This window comes from Rickettsia sp. MAE-05 (assembly GCF_057319745.1).
This window is the reverse complement of record NZ_JBLTIO010000001.1, coordinates 443,331-458,493: the sequence shown is the minus strand read 5'-3', so window position 1 is coordinate 458,493 and position 15,163 is coordinate 443,331. Positions and strand designations below refer to the sequence as shown.

Below are 15,163 nucleotides of genomic sequence, written 5' to 3'. Positions count from 1 at the left end.
TTCTCGCAATGACGGTTTTAGTTTTTAATGCCATAAATACACTAGCCTCTCCAAACGAAAACGCTAATTACAACAACAATAAACGATACCATATACAAAGCATAATTAAAAACATATCCTGTTTGTGTTTTACCGGTAAGAACGCTAAAGCAATTAACGACTCGTGAAAAACCGTTTGGTCCAAAACGATCGATTATTTTCTGATCGCCAAGATAAAATAAAGAAGCTAAACAGTTAATAGGCTTTACAATTAAGAAATTATATATTTCGTCGAAGTAATATTTGTTTTTTATTATATTAGACAGGAATGTCATCCTGTGGCTTTTAGTGGATTTCTGCTTCCGCAGGAATGACATAGAAGAAGGCTGAGATGACAGAAAACCTTTATATACACAAACGCCAATAACAATCCCCACTATACCGACCGCCATAGGTAGTAATTTTATATATAAAGGCGGATGAGAAATCAGTAGCTTATAAATATGTAAGTTAAATAAACTCTCGTGAAAATAGCCGTTTGGTTTGTCCATAGAAAGTAAATAATAGCCTATCATACCGCTAAAAAAGCTTCCTGCTACGAGTAATATAAGCGGATTATTCATTATTTTAGACGGTTCGTGAGCATGCTCAAAAACATCTTTTTCTAACTTAGTTTTGCCATGGAACACAAGCATAATAATCTTCATCGAATAAATAGCGGTAAGTATTGCGGCCGCTACTCCAAAAATGAACATAAACGATCCGCTACTATAGGCTGCTTCTAAAATCGAATCTTTAGAGTAAAACCCTGCCAAAGGATAAATACCTATCAATGCAAGTGAGCCGATTAAGAAATTTCCGTAAGTTACCGGCATTTTATTTCTTAAATCACCCATTTTAAAAATATCCTGCTCATGAACTGCATGTATTACACTGCCGGCTGATAAGAATAATAAGGCTTTAAAAAAGGCATGAGTTATTAAGTGAAATATCCCGCTATTATAGGCAGATACCCCGCAAGCCATAAACATATAACCAAGCTGGCTACAGGTAGAATAAGCAATAATCTTTTTGATATCGCTTTGCATAATAGCAATGCTTGCGGCAAAAAGACAAGTAACACCGCCTATTATTGTAATAAGCTGTAGAACTAAAGGGCTATATTCAAACAAATACGAGCAGCGTGCTACTAAGAATACTCCTGCCGTTACCATGGTTGCTGCATGAATAAGTGCGGATACCGGAGTCGGTCCTTCCATCGCATCAGGCAGCCATATATGTAAACCGATCTGTGCAGATTTACCCATACAGCCGATGAATAATAACAAGCAAATAACATCTAGAATAGAAAATTGTAAAAATATTTTTGTATTAGATAATAACTCTGCAGATGAAAACACATCTTTGTAATTTGCCGAACCACAATAAACAATAATCGTTATTATGCCTAAGATAAAAGCAAAGTCGCTGGCTCTATTAGTTATAAAAGCTTTAATCGCTGCTTTATTGGCGGATTCTTTTGAATACCAAAAACCAATTAGTAAATATGAGCAAACCCCGACGCCCTCCCAGCCGAAAAATAATTGTAAAAAATTATCTGCGGATACTAGCATTAACATAAAGAACGTGAATAACGAAAGAAAAGACAAGAAACGTATAATCCCCTTATCCTCCGCCATATAGCCAAGCGAGTAAATATGCACGACGCTTGACACCCATGTTACGGCTATAAACATTATGCTAGTGAGCTGATCGATATAAATCGACCAATTTACTTTAAAATTTCCCACCTCAATCCATGGTAATAATTTAATATGGATTATATTCCCGTCTAGACCCGCATCACAAAATATTACTAATGAGAATAAGGCAGATAAAGATAAGAAGCCGGTTGCAATTATTTGAGCTAATTTTTTATCTATTACTTTTAAGAATAACCCGTTTATTACGCTAGATGCAAGCGGTAACATGATAATCATTATGGCAAGATTTTGATACATCTTATCCCCTCATCTGATTAATGTCAGTGATTTCAATTGAGCCTTTATTACGGAAATATATTAGTAATATCGCAAGCCCTATTGAGGTTTCGGCAGCTGCTACGGTTAAGATTATAATACTAAAAATTTGTCCTGATAATTCTTGCATATATATGGAAAATGCAACAAAATTTATGTTAACTGCAAGCAGCATTAACTCAATGGACATTAATATATTGATAATATTTTTGCGATGCATAAATAATCCAAACATCCCAATAGTAAAAACTAAGCTGCTTAAGATTAAATAATGATTAAGCGAAATATATTCATTCATATTTAATATTCTCGACACCTTTATTTAGAGTAGGCTTTGTCATCAATACAACATTACTTTTATTATGGGAGAGTTGCTTTGTAATATCTTGATGTTTTACTCCTTCACGCTTCTTTAGCGTTAATGTAATACATGCAATCATAGCGACAAATAAAATAAGCCCCGCCATTTGAAACGGTAGCATAAAATCGATGTAAAGCACCTTACCTATTGCTTTAGTATTTGAGATATCATTTGTTATGGCAAACGATACATCCGAGCTGAAATTAATATTTTTAGTGCCAAGTAAAATAATTGTTACTAAATCAGCAAACATTATTAGAGCTATAAAAATACTTAAAGCAAGATTTTCTTTTAACTGTGTTATTGTCTTATTAAAATGTATATCTAGCATCATTATCACAAATAAGAATAATACTGCTACAGCTCCAACATAAATCACTATCAGCATCATAGCTAAAAATTCTGCTCCAAGCAAAATCATAAGTCCTGCACCGTTGATAAATGCAAAAATTAACCATAATACCGAATATACGGAATTTTTGCTTAAAACAACGCATAAGCTGCTGATAGTTATTAATGTTGCAAATAAATAAAAAAATATGAACATGAGTTATTATGCTTTAGAATTTCCTCGTCATTGCGAGGAAATTACGTAGTAATTGACGAAGCAATCTCAAGAGTTTGTTATTATTTCATGAGATTGCCACGCTCCTTTCAGTCGCTCGCAATGACGAAATATATATTACACCAACAAAGCGTTAGAAGAAAATTTCTCGATCATTGGAGTAAATAAGCTTTCTAGTTCTTTGCGTATTTCTTCCTTGTTTTCTACTTTTTGACCTTCTTTACTTAAAGTTAGCTCGCCTTTTTCTACATGACCAAGTACAGCCTCAATGATTGCTTTTTTATCATGTTTACCGTCCATATATCTAAGTGCAAACTTCTCAAAGAAATTAACGCCGATCGGTTCATGTTTTAAATTTGTAACCCACATAGAAGGTGTATGAGTTGCTTGATGTATCACCATTTTTGTTGTTTTAGGCTTATCAAGCTCAGGGTTATTTCGATGCTTCTGATTTGTAATACTAATATAACCTTGTAGTACTAGCTTCATTGCATTATTTAAAAGCTCAGCTTTAATTTCGTTTAATTTAGTACTATGTAGCTTTTTATTGGCTTCAGAGGTTATTTTCTCAAAGCTTAACGGATTATTTAGATTTTCGCTGAAAGTGTATAAAATAGCTTTCATGTAAGGCGAACTAGTTGTTAAATTAGAATCTTTATTACCGTTTAAGAAGAATTTTAAGGCTTCGGAAGCATTATTAAGATCTACTTCTTTAATCGGCTTTTCAGGCACTATATTAAAGATCATATTAAATTTCATTATATCATCATTATTAATATTTCTATTAATTTTCACATCACTATGACATAGTAAAGTGGTTCTAAAACGACGATTCGTAATGAAATCCATATATTGCTCAGTTCTAACTATATCGTTCACTGCTTTTAACTGCTCTACTACTTTTGGAGGCATATTACCGAGATACATAGTCGAAAGATTACAATCGGCTAAATATTGTAAATTGTGCTTTCTTGCTTCATTCATAAATTCATGGAAGTAGAATTGAGCATTTTCTTCTTCTAGATGATCATGACGTAAATAATGATCGGTTTGTTTAGCAAGTAGTCCTGCTTCGGTTTTTAATACTTCTGCATAAGGGGTTTTAGAGTTTTCTAAGCTATCCTTAACAAATTCTAGTAACAATCTAGATTGAGCTATTCTATCACGGACATTTGCAAATGAGCTAGAATGATACATCATCATATCTCTAATAGTACGGACCATATTCCAGCCAGGGAGGGTATTATAGCTAATATATGCTATTCCGTTTGGACTAAGATTTTTATTACAAACTTCAAAAATTTTATCTCTAACGGTTTTTGGTACCCAAGAAATTACACCATGGCAAATTATATAATCAAACTTACCGAAAGAATCATCAATATCGGTTATCGAACAATGATGGAACTCTATATTTTTTAATCCTAGTTCTTTAACATTTTTATTTGCTTCGTCAATTTGTACCTTAGAAAAATCAACCCCAACAAAATGAGCTTTTGGATAAAGAACTGCATGTGGTATTAAATTACCCCCTGCTGCACAACCAAGCTCTAATATTTTTGCATTCTCGACTTCAGGAGTATTCACACCGAAAAGATTTGCAAGCGTACTTAAGTGATAAGGATTTGTAAGAGCATATGGGTAGCTTTCATACGGCACTTCATCATAAGTGTTATGATTTGAAACCGCACCATTCAGAACAGGCTTGGTAGTTTTTACTGTCTTATCATGACCGTTAGGGGTAGAAGAAGAGTTAGTAGCTTTTGAGGACATATTTTTTCCTTATATAGTTGATTTTATTATATGAAGCAGATTTCGTATTGTTATCCTGTGGCTGTTATGTCATTCCTGCGGAAGCAGGAATCCAAAAAAAAAGCATAAATACGGCAAATTTTTGAAATTAAAAGCTCGATTTATCTCGCTTTATGATGGATTCCTGCTTTCGCAGGAATGACACCGAGCGTGTTTTGCAAGCTATACAACAAGGCCGGCTTGGGATGACATTATTGCTTTATATAAATATTTCACAGAATTCTTAAAATGGCAATCTATAAGTAAATCCTACGCCAAATTCTCCAACGGCTATAGTTTTTTTGATAGGATTTGCCGGCACGAATTGTCCTGTTTTCATATCAAGCGTATCATAATTAATTCTTACTCTATATGCCGTTTGTAATTTTGCGGTTGCATCAATACTTAAATTTGAAGTTACATCTTGTGAAACTCCAAGACCTGCTTGCCACGCAACACAATTTTTATGAGTTCTTCTTACTTTAAAATAATCACCATTTATAACACTCCACTTAGAGGAGGTAGACTTAACTTTTACTTGTGCTATTCCGCCTCCAAGTATTACAAAAGGTGTGAAAGTTTTTATTTTTTCTAAATCATAAATAAGATTTAGCATATATATATTTGATAATACTTTAGTATTACCTGGGGTTTTAGGAATAGTGAGACCATTACTTAAATTTTGCTGAGGTAATACGTAATGCAGACGATATTTAGGTTGATAAGTTGCTGAGAATTCAATAGCTATCTGTGGATATATTATATAGCCTATTTTTCCGCTATACATACTTGATTTTTTTAAAATTATTTCGGTATTTGAGTGTTTATGTCGGAATTTACTAACGACCGGTTCAACTATTCCGCCTTCTGCTCCTATATAGAACCCTGTTTCTTTTGCAAAAGCAATGTTATTAAAAATGATGATAGTAATAAAAAATAATTTTAGTAATTTAGTCATTATAATTGCTTAAAAAATAAAAAAATATTATATACCCCCTTTATTAATGGTCAATCATATTTTTTCTAATTATGGAAGCAATTATACCAAATAGTAATAAAGTAATAGTTACAATGAGCGAAACATATGCCGGAATTGCTATATAATGATGAATAAATATTTTAAATCCGATAAATATTAAAATTAAAGCCAAAGAATATTTTATATAACTGAAACGTTCTACAATTTCTGCTAAACAAAAGAATAATGCTCTAAGCCCTAAAATAGCAAAAATATTTGAAGTATAAATTATATAAACATCATTAGTAATTGCAAATATTGCCGGTATACTATCTATGGCAAAGACTAAATCTATTGCTTCTATCAGTACTAGAGATATAAAAAGAGGGGTAAAATATAGTTTGTTATTACGTTTAACAACAAATTTATCCCCTTCAAGATTAGGAGTAATATTTAGATTTTTTACTATTGACTTGTAAATATAAGAATTCTGTATATCAAAAGTTTTATGTGATACATAAAAAGTTTTTATACCGGTAGCAATAAGTATTACGGCAAAAATATATAATAACCAAGCAAATTTATTTATAAGAATAATACCGCCGTAAATCATTATGGCTCTGAATATTATTACGCCTATTATACCAAAAAATAAAACACGATGTTGATATTTCCCGGGAATTTTAAAAAATTGGAAAATAATAGAGATAACAAAAATATTATCAAGGGACATAGCTTTCTCAATGAGAAAGCAAGTATAATATTCACGAGCATGTTCTGCTCCCGTATTATAGTAAACATAGATACCGAATAAACAAGCTATTACAAAATAGAAAAGACTAAAAAGTACGCTTTCTTTAAAGCTCATTACGGTATTTTTTTTGTGTACTATTCCCAAATCGAGAACCAGTAAAGCAGCGATTACCGTATAAAAAATAATCCAACTCATTTATTTATCTCTTCATTTTATATTGCATATGGAAATATAGCCCCCCACCAAATATAACTCTTAGCTGGAATCTTATAATATTTTCTCCTTGTTTTAAATAAGGTTTGATATTAATAGGATTGTTTGCACTAATAGGTTGGTTATTAACTTTAGCTTGTAATGCTTGACCTTGGTCTTTTCCATTATTGCAGTACCTTTTTTCGTCTAGAGAATCAACGTTAGTAGGGAGGCTAAGTAGCTTTGTGCCGTTGACATATATTAATGTGCAATCATCATACCATAAATCTTCTACCCTGAAATACTCAATATCGTCCATTATTGCATCTAAAGTTACTTTGAATTCTACAGTATGCAATATAGTATTGTCCGGTTCATCTTTTGCTTCTATAAATGCCCCATCCTTTGGAAATGCCATAATGCTTCCCTGTTGTACCGGTTTTTTGTTTAAGATATAGTCACCTATTTTAGTTACCGGATTATAAGGGGTCTCAGGTAATTGACTTGATGGAAAGTCGTTATAACCGACCTTTATAGGCAATCCTGTAGATTCTCTACAGCCGACATTTTGACCTAAAGGTTCAAATTCGACAACTTTTCTATCAAAGTATGATAAACAATGGCGTTCTAAAGGTTTACTAGGATCAATAACTATCCAATTCGTCGGGCATCTTCCTATTGCAAGTTCTCCTATATCGCTTTCATCCCATTCTGCATTACCGTGGGTGCTACCGGAAGGAGCATCAGCTGTGCTAGGAATTTTAGCACAAGTAGGTACTAATATAGGAGCACAAAGATCTAGCTCTTGCCAAGTTTTATCTCTTACATCCTCAGTCTCAGCTTTATATGTCGGCTCTGGAGGATGGTTTTCATCTCCTGCTGTATATGTCACTGTATAATATTTTGATTTATCATCTAACGGTACTAATTTTGGTCCTTTGTCAGGTCCTGGCTCGATTCTATCTTTATAATCCCTACTTAAAACACATACTGGAGTATTAGGGCTATTATTATTAGTATAGCAGTTACTTGGAATATTATTTATATTGCAAGCATAAATAGTAATACCTTCCACTGTTTCTTTTAGAGTACAGCTACTTGTATTTATATCTTTGCTGCATAAACCAAGGTTTGGATATTTAAGGCTATATGTATTTTTAAAATTCTTACAATTTATAGTATTGTTGTTGTTTAGTTTAGCAAGTACACAATTTATCGAGTCATTATTGTAACCGGGAATAGGTGATCCATCAGGTAAAGTAGGAATCGGCATAGGATTACAATGTTGGAAATTTTTCGGCATCAAGCAGGCATGCGTTCCACCTTGGATATATTTACCGTTTATATATTCTAAATATTTTAAATATACCGCACTTGAGTCAGGTTTTCCATTGCTATCATAAGGTTCTTTATCGTCTTTATATTTACCGTGAATAGTCAACTGATTTAGAGCATTCTCTCCTGAAAACGGCATAGCAATATATTTATCATTTGTCGGATCTTTTGGTGGATCTTTAGGTATAAACGCAACGGAAGAACTATACTTATAACCGGCAAGCATTACTATACTTTCTGTGTCCGTGGGGTTGGGAGGTGGAGGTCCGGCATATGCTAACGGTGTTACAAGAGTGCTTGTTTCATCTATAATGTTAATAGTCCCATCTGTTTGTTTCTCTCTTACTTGCACTGAAGCAATGAATTGCGGTTTATAATAAGCATCGTTGGCATTGTTATTAGTACAGGTAATTCCGGCATATTGTCTTGAACATTCATAAGCAGCTAGACTATAAGAATGATTTACTCTCGGTACGCAATCTATTAAATTACCGGACTCAAATAAGCAAATATTATTAGGGTTTTGCTTATCGTCTTCGGTATTACTAATAGAGACATAAAGTTTTCTATCTTTACCGTTATTGTCTTTTAGGGTGACATCTGTCTTTATAGGTATTAAGCTATTTGTATCTTGCCCTTGTATCTTAGGAAACTTTACGCTTACATCCTTAAATTCACCTATATTAACTCCCCATACTTTTTGGCAGGTAGTTGAACTAGAACTTGGACAGTCCGGTATATCGCTTATGTAGTAATCGCTAGGTGTTTCTACATTTCCAATTTTCTGCGAATATACTATTCTAAATCCCTCATTACAACCGTTAGCCGTAACACTACATGGCGTAGATATATCTGTATTAATACATGGGGTGCTGCCTGAAGTATTCTTACACGATTTAATTAAATCTTTAAAAGCCGTATTAGTATGAGTAATTTTTGCTGAAGAAAAATCTGTATTACGTGGTTCTACACAAGTTTTGAGGTCAGAGTTTGATCCTGTGCAAAGTGGAACAAGATTGCTAAAGCTAACACGTATGGTATTATTAACAATATTGTTTTTAACATTAATATTAGACGGCACTACACACGCCGGACTAGTAGAAGATTGATCAAAATTGCCGCTTGCATCTTTTATGCTACATACATTATTAGCACTAGCATTAATGCTAATATAATCTAAACTTGGGCAATATGGCGGTGGAAAAGGTCCTAAAGGTAATTGTACACAACCAAAAGAATAGCTATCTACAGAACCGTTTAATGATCCAAGTGCTTCAATAACTTTTATTATTAAACTAGGAAAAAAATTAAAAACCTCTCCTATTGCGTTAAGTATTGATTGAAGTACTTTTATAAATTCTGAATCTTGATCTATCATACCAAGAAGCTGCCCTAATAAACTTGGTAAACTTGCTCCTTTTACCGTTTCAACTAAAAATTTTAATACTTTTGCAATAGGACTAAGTTCGTTAGTTTGATGAAGAGGTTGACGATTAGGATTCCAGTCCATCGGATCAAGATGTACACCGGAATCTGAAACAAGGTTAACAAGTCCAGGGTCGCTATAAGCACAAAGTTTAGGAGATTTTAAAGTAACTATTTTTCCGTCTACACCTATTATCTTATTATCAGTTTCTGTATAACCGACTTTATTGAGATGTACTCCATCGGTATAACCCGGATCTGCAGGGGAAGGTGGGGCGTTTATTCCGGGAGGTGGAGGCATATCCGGTACGGCAACTCTAGCACAGACTCTAGTTAGAGGCAGACCGTAACCTGTAGGCCATAATACACATTCTCCATCCCAATTTAAGGTGGAGTTTTGATTCCAACAAGCGGCAGCATTACAGCTTTGAACTCTAATACGAATTTTTGGAGTAAAGTAACTACTATCAGGGGCTTCTTCCGCACATCTATTGAGTAAAAAACCGATAAATGTACCTGGGTAATCAAATTTTAATAAACAAGTATCATTATCGCGACCGTCGCTTTTATTCCAAGGAGGACATAATGTGCCTGGTTTAAAGGGTCCTCTTTTTACTTCATTTTTGCTGCCTCTATTCCAAGTTTCCGTTCTATCGCTTTGTCCGCAATTACAGGGATCGCTAAGACAATCGGCTATATCACCCCAAATAGATGCCTGCACATTAAATGAGAAAAATGAAAATAAGAAAAATAATAAATATTTTTTTAACACTTTGAGTATTCTTTATGCTCGTTGTTTTTATAGTTTATAGTGAATTATTGTTTTCTGTGTTGTCGTAGAACGTTCAAGATGTCATTCCTGCGAAAGCAGGAATCCATTAATCAAAAGGTGCAAATATATTTGATTTTAAATATTAAAAGCTCAAATAATTTTGCTTTTTCTGGATTCCTGCTTTCGCAGGAATGACAATTTACAATCACTCCGTATTTAACTCATTATATAGGTAATTAATCCAATTATCCGGAGGACCTTGGTGTTGTTCAAGTATTTTTTTATAAATATCCATTTCCTCTTGTCTGCTTGATAAAATACGGACAATTCCTATTAAAGCGGCAATACTTAATTCAGAAGCTATCGATTCATTATCCTTATTAATTAAGAACATTCTTGCAGAAAGTATTAGCTGTGATAATTTTCGTATTTCCGGCTCGCTTAAACCTAAAATTTTATCTAAATCTTCTATTTTAACGTCAGACGGTAGAATAATTTTAGTATTAATTAAATCAAGCCAAGGTTTTATAGTATATTTTGGATATGACTTAAGATAAATAAAATTGAAATTACTGACGAAAATACCATTATTTTGAGTTAAATTATTATAGATTAAATTTATATTATCATAATAAACTTCAGGTCTGTAAAGTTTATCAAAATTATCGTCAGCAAATATTTTAGGTTTTGTGCCAACTAGGCTTAAATGATAAGTAAAAGCATAAATTACTCCTGCACAAATAGCTTGATGTTTCTTTAAATTATTATTAAATTGTTCTAAAAATTTCCTCTCCGTTGGATAAAATTGTTTAGAAAACGGCTCATCAGAGAGTTTATATAAATTGAATCCTATAACTTTCCCTTCTTCAATGTTAAGAGGTGGTCCGTCAAATAATCCGAAATATAATTGTCCTTCGGTAAAAACTTTAAGTTTATCAAGTATTTGTATTCCTCCTTCCTCTTTAAAATCTTCTAATTTTAAAATATCGGAAAAAATACGTTTTTCTTTTTCAATTGATAAAATTTTATTTTTTAATTTCTCTAGAAATGATATCTCTATTTCGCTAAGAGGTGCAATGTAATTACCGCTGATTAATTTTAAAAATTCTAAAATAAAAGCTTGTGATTTTTCTGTATCATCTACTAAAAATGGATTGATAATTTGTTTATCTGGTTCTAACCATTTGCCTTCTATTGACTCGATAAAAATTTTAGAATCATTATTATTAGAGATATAAATTATTGTTGGATCGTATTTAGTCGATTCTGATATTAGAAAGTTTAATAATACGGTTTTGCCGGTTTTTCCCGTACCAAAGATGCAAGTATTACCTTTATTCGTTTTATCATGAAAATTCATGAAATATGGAGTACCTTTCTCGGTTCGCAGTAAAGTTATAGCCTTACCCCAAGGATTATATTGATTACCGAGTGTAGTATTATGAAGAGCGGTAAGAGAAGCAATATATTCTACGGATAATGGTGACATTCTGCGGATAAAGGCAAAGTTAGCAGGTAATTGCGACCAAAATATTTGTTCAATATTAAGATCTTCTTTTACATGAATAATACCAAGTTTAAAAAGTTCGGTTGATGCTTTAGCTACGGCTGCATCTAGTTTATTTTCATCTTCTTCTATAACGGCAATTGAAATTTGTTGATTACAAAATTGAAAATCTAAATTAGCTGCATCAAGCTTATTAATCCCTTTATGATTAAGTAAAGTTGAGTCGTTAGTAATTTTTAGAATATGATCTTGACCACGCAATTTGGATATTACTTGTTTTTTGCTAACAAAGTAAAATATTTCAGTTATTATTAATTCAATCGGTAACTGTAAAAATTTATCCAGTGTATTAGAAGGAGTTTCTTGATATTCTTTTATAGATAGTAAAGAAGCGAATTTGTTATTTTTCTCATGATCCGTAACTACCATTTTATCGCCGCTAATTGTATAAATACTTCTACCTAGTGCATCGGATAAATCTATTATAGGTACCAAACAATCATTATTATTAAGGTTAGCTATTCGATTATATAAAAATAAAGGATTAGAAAAAACATTATCATTTTCAAATATTATACCGAGCTTCTCAGCACCGAATTCATTTAAATCGTTTAAAATATTATTAGTGATATTTTCTAGTTTTTGAAAAGCTGAATCTAAGTAGTTATTTTCAAAATCAGTAATTAATTTATTAGATAAAGAATTTATTAAAGAGTTAAAATTTTTGATGTCAACTTTAGCAGAATCATGTACTATAGATATATATAAAGTATTAACGAATTTATCATTCCAATGGTTTTTTCTTTGCCATAGTGCATGAATATTTGCCGGTAATAATTTTTTGTAAGGAGTGGCATCATCTAAATTTTGTTTTTCTCGTATTGTATGTAGCCAAAAAGCAAAATCATAATCGGTTATATTCTTTTTTATAGAAGTTCTAACCATTTCGCGTAAATTTTGTATGTTATCGCTTATTTTCTCTGAGTTAATGCCGTGTATTTTTATAATTTGTAGTAATTTACCGTCTTTGGTAAGTAAAGTATTTTCATTATAATGACATGCTATAGGTATAAAATTAGGAGCATTATAATTATATATATCTTTGTCAAATTTTCGTAAATCACTAAACACAAATAACCTGAATTTAAATTATCGTTTTGTATACTGTGTCATACCGTGGCTTGACCACGGTATCCAGCAAAAAACTTACAATACTAATTTTTAGTATTATAAACTGGACCCCGTGGTCAAGCCACGGGGTGACTAACGGAAAAATCAACTCATGCAACCGCATCTTCTACACTACATAGCCAATTTTCTAAATTAAACGAGTATATCACAAAACTTTACCTTATTATTTATATTTAATAAACAATTATTCACTATATGTAGTGATTTTTTGTAACCCTCCCATGTAATTTATCAAGACATCAGGTATAGTTATTGATCCATCTTCATTTTGATAATTTTCAAGTATTGCAACCATAGTTCTTCCGATAGGTAATCCTGAAGCATTTAAAGTATGGACTAAGGTAGTTTCGTTACTGCCGAATTCCTTATATCTTGCTTTCATTCTACGTGCTTGAAAATCTCCACAATTAGAACAGCTAGCAATTTCGCGATATTGCTTTTGTCCCGGAAGCCATACTTCTATATCATAGGTTTTTTTTGCCGCAAATCCCATATCTCCGGTGCAAAGTAACATAACACGATAAGGAAGATTCAGTTTTTGTAAAATAGTCTCTGAAGCATTAGTTATATATTCATGCTCATTTTTTGATTCTTCAGGGGTAGTAATAGATACTAGCTCAACTTTACCGAATTGATGTAATCTAATCATACCTCTTGTATCTCTACCGCTACTACCTGCTTCTGATCTAAAGCACGGGGTGTAAGCAACATAACGCATCGGTAATTTTTCTCTTGGTATAATAGTATCGGCGACTATATTTACTAAAGATACTTCTGCAGTTGGAATTAGTCTATAACCATTTGTTGTTGCAAAAGACTCTTCGGCAAATTTAGGTAGTTGTCCTGCATTATACATAGCATTATCTCGAACTAATACCGGAGGTGATATCTCAAAGAAGTCAAACTCTTTAGTATGAACATCAATCATAAAGTTAATTAAAGCACGTTCTAGCTTTGCTAAATCACCTTTTAACGTTACAAATCTAGCTCCAGAAATTTTAGCAGTTTGTTCAAAATCCATTAAATTTAATTTTGTACCTAATTCAAAATGCTGTTTATTCAAAGCATTTGGATTTGTCTCTCCGTAAGTACGAACTAATTTATTCATACTTTCATCCATTCCGTAAGGTACTTCTTCGTCCGGAATATTAGGAAGCATATTTAATAGTTCATTTAATTCGTTATTATTATTTAGATCCTGTTCAAGTTCTTCCAACTTCTCATTTATATGTTTGACATCTCTTTGTAGCCCTTCAAACTCCTCGCCGTTTTTAGAGGCCATATTACCTAAAATCTTTGATTTTACCTTGCGTGCATGCTGAAATTCTTGAATTAAACTCGTAATTTTTCTTTTCTCTCCGTCGAGCATAGCAATTTTACTAGACATAGGTTCAATAAATCTTTGGCTAAGCTTTTCATCGAATAATTCTTGATTTTCTCTAATCCATTTGATATTTAACATTTAGTGTCCTCGGTTTTTCTATAAAATTACATATCATTATTGAAGTTTCATATAATAAAAGTAGCGGTATTGCAAGAGCAAACTGGCTTAAAATGTCAGGAGGCGTTAATATTCCTGCAATAATAAAGTTAATTACCACGGCAATGCGTCTTTTTTGCTTAAGTGTTTGTACCTTAACTATTTTTAGTATATTTAATATTATTATCACAACCGGTAGTTGAAAAGCAACTCCAAAAGCAATAATTAAATGAATAACTAAATTTAGATACTCGCTAATTCTTGCTTCCAAAACTATCGGTACTATCATATCACGCTTTTCAAAACTAAGAAAAAAATTCCAAGCTTTCGGCATTACAAAGTAAAAAACAAAAATACTACCGCACCAAAATAAAATAGGCGACATAAAAAGAATAAAAGCGATAATTTTTCTTTCATGGCAGTGTAACCCTGGGCTGATAAATAAATAACACTCCAAAGCAATTATAGGTATAATAATAGTAAAAGCAGTAAAAGCTGCAAGTTTAATATAGGTAAAAAATGCTTCTGTAAGCCCTGTATAAATTATATTTCGTACCGTATCACCGCTTAGCTTAGCAAGCGGTTTTAATAAAAAACTATAAATATTGTCGCTAAAATAATAGCAAATAGCAAATATAATTATAAAAGCAGTAAATATTCTAAGAAGTCTTATTTTTAATTCTAATAAATGTTCTTGAAAACTATATAATTTCATAATTATGCGATTAATATATGTAGTAAGTAGACGAAGTTTAATTTGGAAAAGAGCAAGGAGTCCATAAGACGAGGAGCGGAACGTATACTTAATACGTGAGCACCGCAGTACTTATAGGAC

Annotated in this window: 10 protein-coding genes; all 10 read right to left on the bottom strand. The window is 32.3% G+C overall.

What is annotated here, in order from left to right:
• Positions 1 to 41: 41 nt before the first annotated feature.
• Positions 42 to 1,949: an NADH-quinone oxidoreductase subunit L gene (gene nuoL, locus ACNFN7_RS02660; protein ID WP_485440876.1), complete on the bottom strand. Its 1,908-nt coding sequence runs from the start codon at positions 1,947 to 1,949 to the stop codon at positions 42 to 44.
• Positions 1,950 to 1,980: 31 nt separating this feature from the next.
• Positions 1,981 to 2,295 (bottom strand): NADH-quinone oxidoreductase subunit NuoK, encoded by a 315-nt coding sequence (gene nuoK / locus ACNFN7_RS02655; protein WP_011271556.1) that lies wholly within the window; start codon positions 2,293 to 2,295, stop codon positions 1,981 to 1,983.
• Complete coding sequence (locus ACNFN7_RS02650) at positions 2,288 to 2,905, bottom strand: NADH-quinone oxidoreductase subunit J (RefSeq protein ID WP_485440713.1); 618 nt, start codon at positions 2,903 to 2,905, stop codon at positions 2,288 to 2,290. The genes nuoK and ACNFN7_RS02650 overlap by 8 nt, the downstream gene beginning before the upstream one ends.
• Before the next feature lie 135 nt (positions 2,906 to 3,040).
• The gene (locus ACNFN7_RS02645) at positions 3,041 to 4,696 is read right to left on the bottom strand and encodes a methyltransferase regulatory domain-containing protein (protein WP_485440712.1); all 1,656 of its coding nucleotides are present in this window, start codon (positions 4,694 to 4,696) and stop codon (positions 3,041 to 3,043) included.
• 262 nt (positions 4,697 to 4,958) lie between these two features.
• Entirely contained in the window at positions 4,959 to 5,672 is a 714-nt protein-coding gene (locus ACNFN7_RS02640; protein WP_485440711.1) for an outer membrane protein, read from the bottom strand.
• A gap of 43 nt (positions 5,673 to 5,715) precedes the next feature.
• Complete coding sequence (locus ACNFN7_RS02635) at positions 5,716 to 6,621, bottom strand: TerC/Alx family metal homeostasis membrane protein (protein ID WP_485440710.1); 906 nt, start codon at positions 6,619 to 6,621, stop codon at positions 5,716 to 5,718.
• 4 nt (positions 6,622 to 6,625) lie between these two features.
• A complete protein-coding gene (locus tag ACNFN7_RS02630) occupies positions 6,626 to 10,150 on the bottom strand; it encodes a hypothetical protein (RefSeq protein WP_485440709.1) in 3,525 nt (1,174 codons plus the stop codon).
• Positions 10,151 to 10,355: 205 nt separating this feature from the next.
• Positions 10,356 to 12,788, bottom strand: coding sequence for a VirB4 family type IV secretion/conjugal transfer ATPase (locus tag ACNFN7_RS02625; protein WP_485440708.1), 2,433 nt, complete (start codon positions 12,786 to 12,788; stop codon positions 10,356 to 10,358).
• A gap of 244 nt (positions 12,789 to 13,032) precedes the next feature.
• A complete protein-coding gene (gene serS / locus ACNFN7_RS02620) occupies positions 13,033 to 14,310 on the bottom strand; it encodes a serine--tRNA ligase (RefSeq protein WP_485440707.1) in 1,278 nt (425 codons plus the stop codon).
• Positions 14,288 to 15,043 (bottom strand): twin-arginine translocase subunit TatC, encoded by a 756-nt coding sequence (tatC, locus tag ACNFN7_RS02615; RefSeq protein ID WP_485440706.1) that lies wholly within the window; start codon positions 15,041 to 15,043, stop codon positions 14,288 to 14,290. The genes serS and tatC overlap by 23 nt, the downstream gene beginning before the upstream one ends.
• Positions 15,044 to 15,163: the final 120 nt, after the last annotated feature.